This window comes from Delftia sp. GW456-R20 (assembly GCF_001622915.1).
Taxonomy (GTDB): domain Bacteria; phylum Pseudomonadota; class Gammaproteobacteria; order Burkholderiales; family Burkholderiaceae_C; genus Comamonas; species Comamonas acidovorans.
In genome coordinates, this window is record NZ_LWCN01000004.1 from 3,201,638 (window position 1) to 3,218,398 (window position 16,761).

The following is a 16,761-nucleotide window of genomic DNA, read 5'->3' on the forward strand; positions in this document are numbered from 1 at the left end:
GGAGCGGACGGGTGCTGCCCGGCGCTACCAACTCGAAATAGCGCGGCAGCCAGCATGCACACATCGATGGTCAACTGATTGAGTAGCATTTCGCTGATCTGAGCCTCAATAGCACCCGGCGCCTTCCACCAAAGTCATCAGCATCGCTGCGACTTGGTCTTGACCCAACTGAACTCTGCTGGGCGGCCGTACTCCTGGTCCAAGGTCTGCACGCAGACTCTCACTTCGTGCCGCGCCTGTCTTCAGGCATCACCAAAGAACCCCCATCGACCGAGCCGCAGAACAAGGCATGGACGCTGGAATGCGGGTCTCTTGGCAGGACCGCAGCAACAGCACAGTTGACAGCCACGGCCTGCGCTTCGTATACCAACCGATGCAACGGTGGAAGTTCATCTTTACGCGAAAGACCTTTGCTTGCCGCCGGACTCAAAGGATCAATAAAACCAGCAGATCAATATGTATTTAATTGAAACAACAACCAGATCATGAGCAGCTATAGCTCCACCCGCAGCATATCGCCGCGGATTGCAATGAAGGGCCTCAACTCCTGTATGCCAGAATGCCGGACACCAACCGGGAAACTCTTAGGCAGGACTTATATGGCGACTCAAGCACCTCAAAAAATGGATTTTGAGCAATGGAAAGAAGGCATTACGAAAGCTGTCGGTGACCCAAAGTGGAACGCCTGGGACTGTGACATTCAAATGGCAGTCAACGAGTACAACCGCCATCTTTCCAGTACAGCAGGATACGTGTCCCTCGACTGGCAACTCATCAAGGCTATGCTATGGGTTGAAACTGGCGCCAATAACTCACAATGGAACTCCAAGCCCATGCAAATCGGTGTCACCGGAGATCCTGGGCTGTCATCATTTCTGTCGAACGACGAAGGCAGCGACCTGATTCTGCCGCCCGCCTGGAAGGGCCGTCTGACCACGGGATCTGTTCGCTCCATACCCACGCACAATATTCATGCAGGCATTGGCTATCTGCTCATGCGCATGGCCAATTTCGAGTTCCAGACTGTGCCTGCTTCAGATCCGAAGATGTACGAAGTCACAGTCAAACGCGGTGACAGCCTGGAAAAGATTGCAAAGGCGCAGGGCAGCACCCCAGAGACACTCAAGAGACTCAACCCCAAAGCGGCCACGCTACAGCCGGGGCAGGTTTTGAGGTACCAGAAGGCGTCCGTCCAGCGCGTCATTACAGGCTGGCGCTCCATTTCCACCAACATGGTGGCGCAACGCTACAACGGCGGCGGCGATCCCAACTACGCCCGTAAACTCAACCACACCCTATCGCTGGTTCGCAGCGCAAAGGCGGTCGCATGCGCACAATAAAGCTGACAACCCTGGCACTGGCAGCCTGCATTCCTCTGTGGAGCCTCGCCACGGAAATCATTCCTCAACCCGATGAACGCGCCTTGCGCGAGGAATGCAGTGCCCACTCCCAGGCCGGAATGCGAGACTGTCTGGCGCGCAGGCTCGCAGACAGCCACAAGGCATTGAAGCAGGCCGAGGAACAGGCAGCCAGCGCACTGGGACAATGGGATGAGGATGCCAAATATGCCGCCCAGGCCAAGGCCAGGCTGTCCGCCTCCGGCAAGGAATTCACGCAGTACCGCGATGCCCAATGCAGCTGGCTTGCTTCTCTGGCTGGCGGCGCAGCCGGCAACGCGACGGAGATCAGGCGCCTGTCCTGTGCTGCAGCACTGAACTTCGGGCGGGCCGCGCAGCTGCGCGATGCCATATCCGAGCTGCCGTTGAAATAGCACGGAGCGCCCGATGCGGGCGCGCCTGAGGTGCGTGTCAGCGGAACTTCACCGGCTGCACCCCCCGGTGCTTGGGCCTGACCACCACGGTGCCCGCAATCTTGTCGTGCCAGCCCTGCTTGCGCGGGTCAAAGGCCACCCAGATCAGCCCCAGGCACAGCGGGATGATGGACACGAAGTAGGCCAGGTAGCGAATGATGGCCTGCCGTGTGCTCATGTCCGCGCCGGTCTGCGCGTCCACGATCCTGGCGGCGATGAGCATCTTGCCCGGCGTGGCCTGTTTCTTGATCCAGAAGATGACGACGGCAATGGCAGGCAGCACCCAGGAGATGACGAAATCGGCCGGGCCGTGCAGCAGTTTTTCGGATTCCAGGTATTCCCAGCCATAGATGGAGATCAGGGCCGGAAGCATGAGCACGAGCAGGATCACGGTGTCGATCAGCGCGGCGCCGGTGCGGGCCCAGAAGCCCACGTATTCGAGATCGTCATCCTGCATGGTGCGCCCTGGTTGGCATATGAGGCTGCCAGTGTGCCACCTCGGTGCCCCGCCAGAAATGCCGCGCAAGGCCAGGGCCTGCGCGGCGGGCTGCGGCGGCCTATCGGTCGAACTATCGATCAAATACCGCCTGCAGGTCCTTCTGCCCCGTCACGCCGGACTGCAGCGCCAGCATCAGCAGGATCCGCGCCTTGGGCGCGCGCAGATCGTCGGCCATGACGGCGCCGGCCTCGAACGAGGTCTTGCCGCCGCCCTCGAAGCCGTAGCTGGGCATGACGCGGCCGTTGTGCACGCGCGTGCTGACGACCACGGGCACGTTCTTGCCGATGGCGTACTTGGCGGCATCGAGCATGGCGACGTTCATGTTGCCCATGCCCAGGGCGTCGATGACGATGCCCTTGACGCCACGGTCCACCGCCTGGCGCACGGCCTGGCCGTTGGCGCCGCCGTACATGGGGAAGATTTCCACCTCGGGCATGGTCTGCGCCTGGATGGGCAGGTGCTGGCGGCGCGCGGGGGCGGAGGCGAAGTTCACGCGGTCCGGGTAGACCTCGCCCAGAAAGCCGAATTCACCCGAGCGGAAGGTCTCCACGTTGGCCGTGTGTGTCTTGGTGACGTAGCGCGCGGCATTGATCTGGTTGTTCATGGCCAGCATGGCGCCCTTGTCGCGCGCCTTGGGGTCCACGGCGATGCGCACGGCGTTGAGCAGGTTGCGCGGGCCGTCGAAGTCGGACACCGAGGCATTGCGCTGCGCGCCGATGAGCACGACGGGCTTGGACGACTGCACGGTCAGGTCCAGCCAGAAGGCGGTTTCCTCCAGCGTGTCCGTGCCGTGCGAGACGATGGCGCCAGCCACCTCAGGTCGGGCCAGCGCGGCCTGTACGGCCTGGGTGAGCTGCACCCAGCGGGCCGGGTCCATGTAGTCGGAGGGCACGTTGGACAGGTTGTTGACCTGGATGCGCGCGTACTTGCCCACGTCGGGCACGGTGGCCAGCAGGTCGTCGCCCGAGATCGCGGGCACGGGCGCGTTCTTGACCGGGTCGATCTTCATGGCGATGGTGCCGCCCGTGGCGATGAACTGGACCACGGGCTTTTCCTGGGCGGCGGCGCTGGTAGCAATCATGGGCAAGGTGCAGGCAGTGAGCAGGGCGAGGGCGGTGCGGCGGAAGGCTTTCACGGGTGTTGTCTCCTTGTTGTGATGTCAAGGAGCATGCTAACCATGGCGTGCGGCCGGCCCGCGCTGCCGGCCCTGCGTGAAACCCTGATGGACAGGCGCGATCAGCGCGCATCAACGCGCCTCAACGCGTCAAGGCGCCAGCGCGGCCTCGATGTCCGTGGACAGCTTGGCCGGCGCATCCTGCGGCGCATAGCGGCGGATGACCTGGCCGTCGCGGCCAACGAGGAATTTGGTGAAGTTCCACTTGATGGCCTTGGTGCCCAGCACGCCCGGCGCCTCGGCCGTGAGCCAGCGGTACAGCGGGTGGGCGTTGGCGCCGTTGACGTCGATCTTGCCCATGAGCGGAAAGCGCACGCCAAAGTTCAGGTCGCAGAAGCTGGCGATTTCCGATTCGCTGCCCTTTTCCTGGGAACCGAACTGGTTGCACGGAAAGCCCAGCACCACCAGGCCGCGCCCGCCGTACTGCTCATGCAGCGCCTGCAGGCCCGCGTACTGCGGCGTGAAGCCGCAGGCGCTGGCGGTGTTGACGATGAGCAGCACCTTGCCGCGGTAGTCCGACAGGGGGACGGCCTGGCCCGTGATGGAGGTGGCCTCGAAGTCATAGGCCGAGCGGGGCGCGGCGGCGGTGTCGTTCATGCGGGTGCTCCTGGAGTGGAGCGCCCATGGTAGCGCCGGGATAGCCAGGGACACCCAGGGGCGCGCTGGCCGGGCATGGGGACGCGGACTTGTCTCACAGACAGCAGGCGACCGAAAACTTACCTTGGAAGACAACAGGCGGGCACATCGGTCCGCCTGGTCCCGTTTCGCTGGCAGGTGTTTACAAGCCGCATAGGCGCATGCCTGCCGTAGTTTCCGTCCCACGATGAAGAGACCACGTATGAACCCCAACAGCACCCCCACGAAGCAAACCAAATCCAACGCCGGCAACGGCCACCTGGCGCTGGACCCCAAGGCCCTGGAGGCCGCCAAGCACAGCCTGGACGATGGCGCCGTGACCCCGCACTTCGGGCCCTGGCGCGAGGACATCATCAAGCTGCTCAATGACTCGCTGGCCACCGAGCTGGTGTGCGTGATGCGCTACAAGCGCCACCACTTCACGGCCGTGGGCCTGGCTTCGCCCGCCATTGCCGACGAGTTCCTCGTCCATGCCAACGAGGAAATGGCCCACGCCGACAAGCTGGCCCAGCGCATCGTGCAGCTGGGCGGCGAGCCCGACTTCAATCCCCAGACGCTGACCCAGCGCAGCCACGCCGACTACAACGGCGAGATGGACCTGAAGGCCATGATCCGCACCAACCTCATCGCCGAGCGCGTGGCCATCGAGGCCTACAGCCAGATGATCGACCTGATCGGTGACAAGGACCCGACCACGCGCCGGCTGATCGAATCCATTCTGGAGCAGGAGCAGGAGCATGCGGACGAGCTGTCCGACTGGCTGGAGAAATAAGCACTTCCCGCCAGTACCCGCCAGCCCGACAATATCGGGGCTTGGCCCATAGGCAAGGCACCCCGCGCGAGCGGGGTGCCGTTTTTTTGGGCATTCTCTCGGCTTCGCGGAATGGTCCCGCCCTATCGGCCCTGATGTCCTGTCATCAGGGCCGTCTTGCAATATGCGCTTTTCTTTCAATGACTTGAAGCTGCCCGAAGCTGTGCTCACAGCCTGGCAAAGGCTGCTGGCCAGCCGCATCGGCCAGCGCGTGGCGGCCCTGCCCTGGTGGCACCGCTGGCCCACGCGACGCGAATGGCTGCTCTTCGCCGCTGCGTTGCCGCTGCTGTTCGCGCTGTATGTGCTGGCCCTGATCCCGTTCACGCCCGGCATCCGCGACATACGCAAGGCCAAGCTGGAGCAGCCCGCCCAGATCATGAGCGCGGATGGCAAGCAACTCGCGCAGTTCAAGCGCAGCAACCGGCAGTGGGTGAAGCTCGACGAGATGTCGCCCTCGGTGATCAAGGCGCTGATCGCCACGGAGGACCACCGCTTCTACGAGCACCACGGCATGGACTGGCGGCGCACGCTGGGCTCGGTGGTGCACACGCTGCGTGGCGATCCGCAGGGCGGCTCCACCCTCACCCAGCAGCTCGCACGCAACCTGTACCCGACCGAAATCGGCCGCGCGCCCACGCTCAACCGCAAGCTCAAGGAGGCGATCACGGCCTTCAAGATCGAGGCGCTCTACACCAAGGACGAGATCCTCGAAACCTATCTGAATACCGTCCCCTTCCTCTACAACGCCTTCGGCATAGAGATGGCGGCGCGCACCTATTTCGACAAGCCCGCCGCGCGGCTGACGGTGCTGGAAAGCGCCACGCTGGTGGGCATGCTCAAGGGCACGAGCTACTACAACCCCGTGCTCAACCCCGACCGCGCGCTGTACCGCCGCAACACGGTGCTGTCGCAAATGGTCAAGCGCGGCGTGCTGCAGGAGGCCGAGTTCGCCCAGCTCAAGAAGCGCCCCATGCGCATCAACTTCGAGCGCCAGGAAGAGCCCCTGGGCATGGCGCCCCACTTCGCGCAGCAGCTGCGCAAATGGCTGATCGACTGGGCCGACCGCAACGACTACAACATCTACACCGACGGCCTGGTGGTGCACACCACCATCGACTCGCGCCTGCAGAGCTGGGCCAACCAGGCCGTGGCGCGCCAGACGCGCACGCTGCAGGGCGTGGCCAACGGCGCCTGGAGCCAGCGCGACGGCTGGAATGCCGCCAACCCGCTGGTGCAACAGCTGGTGCGGGAGACCCCCGCCTGGCGCGCGGCGCGCAAACGCGCGGACGGCCAAGGCAAGGACAAGGCATCGGACAAGGACAGCGAGGAAGACACCCTCAAGGCCCTGCTGGCCGACAAGGCCTTCATGAAGCAGCTGCGCGAGGACAAGACCCGAGTGCAGGCAGGCTTTGTGGCGCTGAACCCGGCCACCTCCGAAGTGCTGGCCTGGGTGGGCAGCCGCGACTTCACGCAGGACGCCTACGACCATGTGCAGCAGGCACGGCGACAGCCCGGATCCACCTTCAAGCCCTTTGTCTATGGCGCCGCGCTGCAGCAGGGCGCCACCCCCGACGACAGGCGCGTGGACGGCCCAGTGGAAATCAAGCTGCCCGGCGGCGAAGTCTGGCGCCCCACCGACGCCACGCCACCCACGGGCCGCGAGATGACGCTGCGCGACGCCCTGGCCTATTCCAAGAACACCATCACCGCCGAAGTCATGCAATCCGTGGGCCCCGCCCGCGTGGCGCGCCTGGCGCGCGCCCTGGGCGTGCGCCAGAGCCCGCTGGACGAAGTGCCCGCCCTGGCCCTGGGCAGCAGCCCCGTGTCACTGCTGGAAATGGTCAACGCCTATGCCAGCCTGGCCCACGGTGGCCGCTGGCTGCCGCCCATGATGGTCACGCGCATCGAGGACGCCGACGGCAAGGTCATTGCCGAATTCAGTCCGCCCAAGCCTGAGCGCGCGCTGGACGAAGACCACGCCTACGCCCTGGTGGACATGCTGCGCTCCGTGGTGGACAAAGGCACGGCCGTGGCCGTGCGCCAGCGCTACGGCATCCACGCCGACGTGGCCGGCAAGACCGGCACCACCCAGGGCAATGCCGACGGCTGGTTCATCCTCATGCACCCGGAAATCGTCACCGGCGCCTGGGCCGGCTTCAACGACCCGCGCATCACCCTGCGCAGCGACCGCTGGGGCCAGGGCTCGCGCAGCGCCCTGCCCATGGTGGGAGACTTCATGTCCCGCGCCCTGCGCAGCCCCGTCATTGACGCCAAGGCCCGCTTCGAGCCGCCCGAACAAAGCCACTGGTGGTCCGACATGGTCGGCCGCCTGCGCGAACGCATGCAGGACTGGTGGCCTGACCAGCCGCCGCCCGCCCAGCCCGGCCAACCCACCATCCCGGAGCCGACTCCGGCCCCTGAACCCGCACCCGAGCCCACGGAGCCACCCGGCCCGGGCCTGTCGCCCGGCGAGGAAATCATAGAAAGCACCCCCGCCCTGCCCGCTCCCAGCATCCCCCTCACCCAGGGCACGCTGGGCCCCACGGACCAGCGCGCAGTGCAGGAAGCCACCCCCGCCACGCCCACCCTGCCCGGCGGCGAAGACGCCCCCGCAGGCACCGGCGTGGTGATCACGCCGATCCAGCCCTGACCCGGCTGGCTGTTGGCCGTTGGCTGTTGGCTGTTGGCTGTTGGCTGTTGGCTGTTGGCTGTTGGCTGTTGGCTGTTGGCTGTTGGCTGTTGGCTGTTGGCTGTTGGCTGTTGGCTGTTGGCTGTTGGCTGTTGGCTGTTGGCTGTTGGCTGTTGGCTGTTGGCTGTTGGCTGTTGGCTGTTGGCTGTTCCCCAGCCTCCCCCTTCTGCCCACGCCTGCGTTGGGCGGGATGCGGGGTGGCAGCCCTGCCGAAGGACAGGGCTGCTTCGTTGTCTAGCTCGCCGTGATGTTTGAGTGAAGCGCGCAGCGCGCAACGAGTTTCACGGCGCACCCCGCATCCCGCCCAACGCAGGTCGCCCGTAGCGAAGCGAAGGGTCGTGGGCAGTGGGGCGCGCTTCTTTGCCTACTTTCTTGCCGCGCGGCAAGAAAGTCGGTCGGCCGCCGGGCCGAAACCCGGCCTCGAAAAACAACCACCCGGCAGGGACAAATCCAGCGAAAGAATCAAAGCACAAACCGAGTCACCGCGAAGTCCGCGTATGACTCACATTGGCATCCACAGTCCCAAACACCGTCACCCCACTGCCACTGGACGCCTGGCTCCCCGAAACATCCCCAGCCACCCCGCCCGCGCAACCAGCCAGCCCCACACTCAAGGCCACCAGCACCATCGCGGCCAGCCCACGCATGCCGTACTTCATCGCAATCTCCTTCATCTCCGGCGCAACCGACCGGCACAGCCCATGTTAGCCGCGCCAACCCGCCGCCCCGTGAGCGAAGGTAATCAACCTTCCAGGTAAAGCGCAGCCAGCCGCTCGCGTGCAGCGCTGTCGATGCCCAGCGCATCCCGCAGATACCCCTGCATTCCACCGAAGTCGGCCCGCACCATGTCGGTGGCCGCCGCCAGGTAGGAGGCCTGCACGCGCCACAGCACATCCATCACCTCGGCAGGCATGGGGGCGAAGGTGGTGGCGGGGCGCTGGTAGAGCTGGTTGGTCAGCAGGTAGTCCTGCATCACGGTGTCCTCGTCCACGCCCAGCGCGGTGAGAAGCAGGGCGGCGGCCCAGCCCGTGCGGTCCTTGCCGGCCGTGCAGTGGAAGACCAGCGGGTCCTGGCTGTCCAGCAGCAGTTGGAACAGCTGTGCAAAGCGTGGCGCGTAGTCGTGCACGAAGCTGCGGTAGGTGTCCTGCATCAGCTCCTCGGCATGGGCGGCCGTGAGGTCGTTGCCTGCGGCAATCAGGGCGCTGGCGCGCTGCACCACGGTGGGCTCGACGATGAGCGCATGGCGGGCAATGCCCGGCCATTCGTAGGCCAGGTGGGCGCTTTCCATCTTGCCCCGGAAGTCCGCGCTGCGCGCGAGCTTCAGGCCCTGCAGCACGTCCAGGTCCGCTGCGCTGAGGCCGGCCAGATGGTCTGCACGGAACAGCGTGCGCCAGCGCACGCGCCGGCCATCCAGGCCCGCGTAGCCACCGAGGTCTCGGAAGTTGGAGGCGCCGTCCAGGCGGATGGAGCGCGAGGGCGCCGGGGAGGAAGCAGCGGCGGCAGCCGCTGCCGGAGTGAGCATTTCGGTATCCATGCCCGCTAGATTAGCCCAAGCATGTGTTGCCCCCGTGTCAGGCCGGCGACCCGCTGCGGCAAGGTGCAGAAGCGGGTCGCAGGATCAGGTCAGGCAGGCGCCTTACGCCAGATGCTTGCCCACGATGCCAGCCAGCTCGAACATGTTCACGCTGTCCTTGCCGAAGACGGGCCGCAGCTTGTCGTCGGCGCGGATGACGCGCTTGTCCTTGGGGTCCTGCAGGTTCTGGGCCTTGACGTATTCCCACAGCTTCTTGACCACCTCGGTACGCGCCACCGTGCCTTCGCCGATGACGGCGGCCAGGGCCGCGCTGGGCTGCAAAGTGCCGGCAGCCGGCTTGCGCGCGGTCTTGGTGGCCATCTTGGTGGCCGTCTTGGTGGCCGTCTTTGCCGTGGTCTTGGCTGCGGCTTTCTTGGCAGGCGCCTTCTTGGCCGGCGCGCTCTTGGCGGCCGCCGTCTTGCGCGGCGGGTATTTGCTGTCGCGCTGCTCGAACTCGAAGTTGACCTTGCCGGCCGCGCCATCCCAGACCAGGAAGGCCTTGAAGCTGCGGCGCGTGCGGTTGGAGACGAACTTGTCCAGCAGGTCGGTCTTGCCGGTCTGCAGCAGCTTTTGCATCTGCTCGCGCTCTATGGGCTGCTGCAGGATGATCTGGCCGCTCTTGAAGTCGCAGCTGGGCGTGGCCTGGGCCAGCGTGGGCACGGCCTTGGCGCAGACGTAGTTGCTGCCGTGTTCGAAGACCGGCGCGCCGCACTTGGGGCAGGGGCCCAGCGATTGCTGGCTGGCAAAGTCCACCAGCTCGCCCGTGTCTTCGGAGGCGGCGTCGTCGCCGAAGTCGAACTCGAGCTTGTAGTTGCCGCCTTCCTCATCGTGCACGATGGTGACCTCGGCCACGAAGGGCCAGCCTGCCTTGGAGCGAAAGCCGTCCAGCGGGCCCAGGCGGCGGTCGCGCAGCAGTTGCTCGGCCTCGGCCGTCTCGAAGGTGCGGCCGGCCGGCGACTTGGTGAACGAGAAGCCGCAGCCCGCGCCCTGTCCGTCACTGCCCGTGCAGCCGTAGCGGCGGTAGTTCTCCTTGACCACGCCGCCGCAGTTGGGGCAGGGGGTGGACAGGGTGGCGTAGTCGCCGGGCACGGTGTCTCGGTCGTATTCCTTGGCCTTCTTGACCAGCTTTTCCGTCATGGACTGGATCTGCTGCATGAAGGCATCGCGCGAGAGCTGGCCCTTTTCCATCTGCGCCAGCTTGTACTCCCATTCGCCGGTGAGGTCGGCGCGCGAGAGTTCTTCCACGCCCAGGCCGCGCAGCAGGGTCATGAGCTGGAAGGCCTTGGCCGTGGGAATCAGCTCGCGGCCTTCGCGCAGCATGTACTTTTCGGTCAGCAGGCCTTCGATGATGGCCGCGCGCGTGGCAGGCGTGCCCAGGCCCTTTTCCTGCATGGCCTCGCGCAGCTCGTCGTCCTCGACCTGCTTGCCGGCGCTTTCCATGGCGCCCAGCAGCGTGGCTTCGGAGTAGCGCGCGGGCGGCTTGGTCTTGAGGCCCTTGGGATCGACCTGGCCGGCGCGCGGCTGCTCGCCGGGCTGCACCGCGACCAGGGGCTGGCCCTTGTCGCCGTCCTTGCCGCCTTCGACCTCGTTGGCGGCCTCCTTGCCGTAGATGGCCAGCCAACCCGGCTTGACCAGGATCTTGCCTTCGGTCTTGAAGCTGTGCTGCTCGACCTTGCTGATGCGCGTGGTCACCTGGTGCTCGGCGCTGGGGAAGAACACGGCCATGAAGCGGCGCACGACGAGGTCATAGAGCTTTTGCTCGGCCTCGGACAGGCCGCTGGGCGCCTGCGTGGTCGGGATGATGGCAAAGTGATCCGACACCTTGCTGTTGTCGAAGATGCGCTTGGTCGGGCGCACGTAGTTCTCGTCCAGCGCCTGCTGGGCAAAGGGCGCCAGGTGGCGCATGCCGCTGCCGGCCAGCATGGCGAAGGTCTGGTGCGCCACGGGCACGTAGTCCTCGGGCAGGGCACGCGAGTCGGTACGCGGGTAGGTCAGGGCCTTGTGGCGCTCGTACAGGCTTTGCGCCAGCGACAGCGTGGTCTTGGCCGAGAAGCCGAACTTGCCGTTGGCCTCGCGCTGCAGGCTGGTCAGGTCGAACAGCAGCGGGCTGGCCTGGGACGTGGGCTTGGACTCCTCGGTGACCTGGGCTGGCTTGCCGCGCACGGCGTCGGCAATGGCCTGGGCGTCGCGCTGGTTCCAGATGCGGTCGGCGCGGGCTTCCGCATCCTCGCTCTTCTTCCATTGGGGATCGAACCACTTGCCCAGGTACTGGCCGGCCTGGGCGTCGAAGGCGGCATGCACTTCCCAGTAGTCGCGGCTCACGAACTTGCGGATCTTTTCCTCGCGCTCCACCACCAGGGACAGCGTGGGCGTCTGCACGCGGCCCACGGTGGTCAGGAAGAAGCCGCCATCGCGAGAATTGAAGGCCGTCATGGCGCGCGTGCCGTTGATGCCCACCAGCCAGTCGGCCTCGGAGCGGCTGCGCGCGGCGCTGGCCAGGCCCAGCATCTGCGCGTCACTGCGCAGGTTCTGGAAACCGTCGCGGATGGCCTGCGGCGTCATGGACTGCAGCCACAGGCGCTTGACCGGCTTGCCCAGGCCCTTGCCGTCGGGCTTGGCGCCTGCGGCGTACTGCTCGATCAGGCGGAAGATCAGCTCACCCTCGCGGCCCGCGTCGCAGGCGTTGACGAGTTCGGTGACATCCTTGCGCTTGGCCAGCTTGACCACGGCATTGAGCCGGCTCTTGGTCTTGTCCACGGGCTTGAGGTCGAAATACGGCGGAATCACCGGCAGGTTGGCAAAACTCCATTTGCCGCGCTTGACGTCGAACTCCTCGGGCGCCTGGATTTCCACCAGGTGGCCCACGGCGCTGGTCACGACGTAGTGCTCGCTCTCGAAGTATTCATCGTGCTTGTCGAATTTGCCCGCCACCGGAGTCAACGCGCGGACGATGTCCTGCGCGACCGAAGGCTTCTCAGCAATCACCAGGGTCTTTGTCATTGTGTGTACTCGTCATTCCCCGCAGGACCTGCATGTCGCAGCCTGCGCTTCTACAATCCATGGCTCACGCGTGTACGTACGTGTACGCGCACGCGCATGTGTGCCTATTCAAGTTATCAGAGAAAACATGCCCCGCACAGCTTTGGCCCCTTCCGGCGGCCGCCGTATCCAGACCCGCCGCTCGGGTGTCCATGGCAAGGGCGTCTTCGCCGCGCAGGATCTTGCCGAAGGCGAGGTCCTTGTCGAGTACGTAGGGGAAATCGTCAGCTGGCAGGAAGCCCAGGACCGGCATCCGCACGACCCCAGCCAGCCCAACCATACCTTCTACTTCCACGTGGACGAAGACCGCGTGATCGACGCCAACTACGGGGGCAACTCCTCGCGCTGGATCAACCACAGCTGCGCTCCCAATTGCTACACCGATGAGCGCGATGGCCGGATTTTCATCGTCGCGCTGCGCAACATCGCCGCCGGCGAGGAGCTGAGCTACGACTACGGCCTGATCATCGACGAACCCTACACCAGGAAGCTGAAGGCCGAGTATCCATGCTGGTGCGGCGCGGCCACCTGCCGCGGCACGCTGCTGGCGCCCAAGCGCGGCTGGCGCCCGCCCATGCCCGGCGATGCATTGCCGGCCAGCGCAAAGCCGGCATCGGAACAATCTGAAAAGACAAAGCGGGCCAAAAAGCAGCAGGTCAAAGCGGAAAAGTCTTTGGAAAAGCCCTTGGAAAAGGCCCCCCAAAAGCCAAGGAAAAAATCCCGCAAATCCTCCACAAAGGCCGGCGCATGATGGCATCGTCCCCCATTCACTGGCCTGCGGAATCGCTGTGGCAGGCCATCGAGCCGCAACTGCCGGGCTTTTCCGTGGAAATCGTGCCCAGCATCGGCTCGACCAATACCGAGCTGATGGCGCGTGCCCGCGATGGCCGCAACGAACCCGTGCTGCTGGTGACCGAAGTGCAGACCGCCGGCCGGGGCCGGCTGGGCCGCCAGTGGACCAGCGGCGTGGGCGATTCGCTGACCTTCTCGCTGGGCATGCCGCTGGCGCCTGCCGACTGGTCCGGCCTGTCGCTGGCCGTGGGCCTGAGCGTGGCGCAAAGCCTGCAGCCGCAATTGCCCGCCCCGGGCTCGCAGCGCCCGCGCATCGGCCTCAAATGGCCCAACGACCTGTGGATCGACGGCGACCGCAAGCTCGGCGGCATCCTGATCGAGACGGCCAGCTTTGTCGGCAGCGCCGCGCATGAGCCCGGCACACCGCGCTACGTGGTCGTGGGCATCGGCCTGAATGTGCGCCCGCGCCCCGGCGACGGCATGCGCACGCCCCCGGCCAGCCTGCTGGAGCTGGACGAGCGCCTGGACGCACCCACCGCCCTGGCCTGCGTGCTGCCGGGCCTGGTCTCAGACATCCAGACCTTTGCCGCCCAGGGCTTTGCGCCGCTGGTGGAGCGCTTTGCCCAGCGCGACCTGCTGCGTGGCCGCGCCGTCAATCTCAGCGATGGCGAAAGCGGCACGGCCGAGGGCGTGGGCCCCGATGGCGCGCTGCTGGTGCGCACGGCGCGCGGCCTGCAGGCCATCACCAGCTCGGAAATCAGCGTGCGCCCGGCTGCTGTAGGCTAGGGCGGGTGACTCATCACTAGGGCCCAAGAAACGACATGCTGCGAATCGCCTTCCTGCTGCTGGTGCTGGCCAATGCCGGCTACTACCTCTGGAACCACGGCCAGCTCCAGGCCCTGGGCCTGGCACCGCCATCCCAGACCGAGCCCGAGCGCCTGGGCCAGCAGGTGCGCCCGGAGGCGCTGAGCCTGCTGAGTGTGGACAACGCGCCGGCCCCCTCCTCGGCCACCCCGGGCACGGCTCCTGCATCCCCTGCCGCACCTGCGGCACCCGCAGCACCTGCGGCTCCTGCAGGTGGCGAGGAACCCGCCGCACCGGCTCGCCCCGAGAAAGCCGCGGGCCAGCCCACCAGCTGCCTGGTGGCCACGGGCATCGAAGACCGCCATGCCGAGGCGCTGCGCCGCGGCCTCATCGCCCAGGTCGCCAGCGACCAGTGGGACCTGAGCAGCACGCACCAGCCGGGCCGCTGGATGGTCTACATGGGCAAATTCCCCGATGCCGAGTTCCTGGAGCGCAAGCGCGCGGAACTGCGTGCACGCAAGATCGACTTTGACCGCGCAGGCGGCGCGCTGGAGCCCGGCCTGTCGCTGGGCCGCTTCTCCTCCGAGGAAGCGGCCACGCGCGAGCTGACCAACGTTGCGCGCCAGGGCGTGCGCACGGCCCGCGTGGTGCAGGAGCGCCCCGACATCACCCTCTACACGCTGCGCCTGCCCCAGGCCACGCCCGCGCTGCGCAGCCAGGTCGAGTCCATGGGCGGCAAGGCCTTCGAGGGCAAGCCGTTCAGGCCCTGTTGAGCCCCGCGAGGGCACGATGAAAAAAGGCCCGCGATCCTGTGATCGCGGGCCTTTTGCATTTCACTCGCAGGGGCTTCAGAGCGTACGCGGATCGGTGGCCACCAGCTGCTCCACCAGCACCTTCAGGTCGGTGGTCAGGCGCAGGTAGCCGGCCTGGTCGAGAGCCAGGGTCTGCTCGTTCATGTAGAGCTTGCGGTTGATCTCGATCTGGATGCTGTGGCGGTGCTCGGCGGGCTTGCCGTAGCGGCGCACCAGCTCCACGCCCTTGTAGGGATGGTTGTAGTCCACGCTGTAGCCGCGCTCGCGCAGGAAGGCGCAGATGCGCTCGGACAGCGCCGGGCTGGCCGTGCTGCCGTCGCGGTCGCCGATCACGAAGTCGGCATGGACCAGGCCCGGGTGCAGCGTGGCGTGGCTGGCTGCGACGGAAGGCATGGAGTGGCAGTTGATATGGATGCTGTAGCCATGGCGCGCATGGGCGCCGTCGATGGCGCGCTCCACGGCGGCGTGGTAGGGCTTCCAGCAACGCTCGATGCGCTGCAGCAGTTCAGCGGCGGGCAGCTGGCGGTCATAGATGGGCACGCCCTCATCGGTGAACTTCCAGATCAGACCCTTGCCCAGGCGCACCTTCTGCAGCACGACCTGGTCGGTGGTGACGGGCAGCGGCCACTCGCCCTCGATCATGGTGGTGTCGATCTCGGTGGTGTCGCGGTTGGCATCCAGGTAGATGCGCGGGAAATGCGCCTCCACCCAGCTCACGCCCAGGCCCGGCGCAAAGGCGTAGATCTTCTCCACATGCGTGTCCTCGGCCTGGCGCAGCGTGGCCAGCGGCAGGCAGGAGCCGAAGTCCGCCGGGTAGACCGTGCCGCTGTGCGGCGAGTCCAGCACCACGGCACTGGCGCCGGCAACGCTGGTGACCATGGGCGGCGCGGCATCGGCCGCGCCGGAGCCTGCCGCGCCGGGCAGGGATTGCAGGAAGTTCTGACTGATCAGTCGCAGGACGGGATGCATGAGGAAGTGGTCTATCTCGGTTACGCATTGCACCGCTGCGCTGCGGCCAGCCCGCCATGAAACTGGCGCGTCCCAGGCCAGGGACGCCGAGCAAGGGCCGCCCCGCAGCGAGGGCGTCGTCCCCCTCCCGCGAAGCGAGAGAGGGGGAAGGCGCGAAGCGCCTCAGGGGGAGCCTTTAATCCAGCTGGATCTGGGCCGTGGCGGCAATCTTCTTCATCTTGGCGACTTCGCTGGCGATCTGCTTGGTGAAAGCGTCGCTGCTGGTGCCGGAGATGTACAGGCCCTGGGCCGCCATGCGCTTTTGCACGGCCGGGTCCTTGAGCGCGGCCGCGATGGCCTTTTGCACGCGGGCGATCTGCTCGGGCGGCGTGCTCTTGGGGGCCACCAGGCCGAACCACGAAGGATCATTCAGGTCGGCATGGCCGGCTTCGGCGTAGGTCTGCACGTCGGGCAGCACGTCCAGGCGCTCATGCCAGGACACGGCCAGGGCCTTGACCTTGCCGCCCTTGATGTGGGGCAGCGAGGAAGCCACCTGGTCGAAGTAGACGGGAACCTGGCCACCGAGCACGTCGTTGATGGCCGGGCCTGCACCGCGGTAGGGAATGTGCTGCATCTCGGTGCCCGTGCTCTTCATGAACTGGGCGCCCCACATGTGGCCGATGGTGCCGTTGCCGGGTGTTGCGAAGCTGACCTTGCCGGGGTTGGCCTTCAGGTACTTCACGAACTCGGCGAAGTTGTTGGCGGGCACCAGCTTGGGGTTGATCACGATCACGCCAGGCGCCTTGACGATCTCGGTCACGCCGACGAAATCGTTGATGGCGTCGTAGGGCAGCTTCTTGAACACGGCAGGGTTCACGCCGTGCGTGGACAGCGTGGCGATGCCGAAGGTCACGCCGTCGGTGGCACGCGCCACTTCGGCCATGCCGATGGAGCCGCCAGCGCCGGCCTTGTTCTCAATCACCACGGCCTGGCCGCCCAGCAGCTTGGGCAGCACGTCCTGCATGTTGCGCGGGACCATGTCGGTGGAGCCACCAGCAGGGAACGGAACGACGATGCGCAGGGGACGGGAGGTGTCCTGGGCGAAGGACATTCCAGGAACGACAGAAGAAGCGGCGATGGAAGCAAGGAAATGACGTCGTTGCATAGGATCTTT

Annotated in this window: 14 protein-coding genes; 7 read left to right on the plus strand and 7 right to left on the minus strand. The window is 66.1% G+C overall.

The genetic code is table 11. The features are described 5' to 3' along the window. The first annotated feature begins 599 nt into the window (after positions 1-599). Positions 600-1,340 carry a LysM peptidoglycan-binding domain-containing protein gene (locus A4F85_RS19645; RefSeq protein WP_063328038.1) on the plus strand — a complete coding sequence of 247 codons (741 nt, stop codon included), beginning with the start codon at positions 600-602 and terminating at the stop codon, positions 1,338-1,340. Then, positions 1,328-1,771, plus strand: coding sequence for a lysozyme inhibitor LprI family protein (locus A4F85_RS19650; protein WP_063327502.1), 444 nt, complete (start codon positions 1,328-1,330; stop codon positions 1,769-1,771). Before A4F85_RS19645 ends, A4F85_RS19650 begins: the two co-directional genes overlap by 13 nt. Before the next feature lie 37 nt (positions 1,772-1,808). Here the strand turns inward: A4F85_RS19650 and A4F85_RS19655 are convergent, their stop codons facing one another. From A4F85_RS19655 to A4F85_RS19665, 3 genes are all read right to left on the minus strand, one after another. Further along, a complete protein-coding gene (locus A4F85_RS19655) occupies positions 1,809-2,267 on the minus strand; it encodes an RDD family protein (RefSeq protein WP_012202823.1) in 459 nt (152 codons plus the stop codon). A 112-nt stretch (positions 2,268-2,379) separates the two neighbouring features. Further along, positions 2,380-3,444 (minus strand): asparaginase, encoded by a 1,065-nt coding sequence (locus A4F85_RS19660; protein WP_013804565.1) that lies wholly within the window; start codon positions 3,442-3,444, stop codon positions 2,380-2,382. Between the two features lie 129 nt (positions 3,445-3,573). Further along, positions 3,574-4,080 (minus strand): glutathione peroxidase, encoded by a 507-nt coding sequence (locus A4F85_RS19665; RefSeq protein ID WP_063327503.1) that lies wholly within the window; start codon positions 4,078-4,080, stop codon positions 3,574-3,576. A gap of 241 nt (positions 4,081-4,321) precedes the next feature. Between A4F85_RS19665 and A4F85_RS19670 the strand changes: the two genes are divergently transcribed. Together A4F85_RS19670 and A4F85_RS19675 are read left to right on the plus strand one after the other, a co-directional pair. Further along, positions 4,322-4,891: a ferritin-like domain-containing protein gene (locus tag A4F85_RS19670; RefSeq protein ID WP_063327504.1), complete on the plus strand. Its 570-nt coding sequence runs from the start codon at positions 4,322-4,324 to the stop codon at positions 4,889-4,891. Positions 4,892-5,054: 163 nt separating this feature from the next. Continuing rightward, positions 5,055-7,580 carry a penicillin-binding protein 1A gene (locus A4F85_RS19675; protein WP_063327505.1) on the plus strand — a complete coding sequence of 842 codons (2,526 nt, stop codon included), beginning with the start codon at positions 5,055-5,057 and terminating at the stop codon, positions 7,578-7,580. Positions 7,581-8,361: 781 nt separating this feature from the next. Here the strand turns inward: A4F85_RS19675 and A4F85_RS19685 are convergent. Together A4F85_RS19685 and A4F85_RS19690 are read right to left on the minus strand one after the other, a co-directional pair. Beyond that, complete coding sequence (locus A4F85_RS19685; protein ID WP_034398074.1) at positions 8,362-9,141, minus strand: tyrosine-protein phosphatase; 780 nt, start codon at positions 9,139-9,141, stop codon at positions 8,362-8,364. A gap of 114 nt (positions 9,142-9,255) precedes the next feature. Further along, a complete protein-coding gene (locus A4F85_RS19690; RefSeq protein WP_063327506.1) occupies positions 9,256-12,192 on the minus strand; it encodes a DNA topoisomerase III in 2,937 nt (978 codons plus the stop codon). A gap of 127 nt (positions 12,193-12,319) precedes the next feature. Between A4F85_RS19690 and A4F85_RS19695 the strand changes: the two genes are divergently transcribed. Genes A4F85_RS19695 through A4F85_RS19705 form a run of 3 tightly spaced genes read left to right on the plus strand, consistent with a single transcriptional unit; the run spans position 12,320 to position 14,600 of the window. Further along, on the plus strand, positions 12,320-12,982 hold the full coding sequence (locus A4F85_RS19695) for an SET domain-containing protein (RefSeq protein WP_063327507.1): 663 nt from the start codon (positions 12,320-12,322) through the stop codon (positions 12,980-12,982). Beyond that, a complete protein-coding gene (locus A4F85_RS19700; protein WP_012202814.1) occupies positions 12,979-13,809 on the plus strand; it encodes a biotin--[acetyl-CoA-carboxylase] ligase in 831 nt (276 codons plus the stop codon). The genes A4F85_RS19695 and A4F85_RS19700 overlap by 4 nt, the downstream gene beginning before the upstream one ends. A 35-nt stretch (positions 13,810-13,844) precedes the next feature. Next, on the plus strand, positions 13,845-14,600 hold the full coding sequence (locus A4F85_RS19705) for a hypothetical protein (protein WP_063327508.1): 756 nt from the start codon (positions 13,845-13,847) through the stop codon (positions 14,598-14,600). Positions 14,601-14,675: 75 nt separating this feature from the next. On the opposite strand, the gene A4F85_RS19710 is transcribed toward A4F85_RS19705, so the two are convergent. Continuing rightward, a complete protein-coding gene (locus tag A4F85_RS19710) occupies positions 14,676-15,608 on the minus strand; it encodes an N-formylglutamate amidohydrolase (RefSeq protein ID WP_063327509.1) in 933 nt (310 codons plus the stop codon). A gap of 175 nt (positions 15,609-15,783) precedes the next feature. After that, entirely contained in the window at positions 15,784-16,752 is a 969-nt protein-coding gene (locus A4F85_RS19715) for a Bug family tripartite tricarboxylate transporter substrate binding protein (RefSeq protein ID WP_012202811.1), read from the minus strand. Between the last annotated feature and the right edge of the window lie 9 nt (positions 16,753-16,761).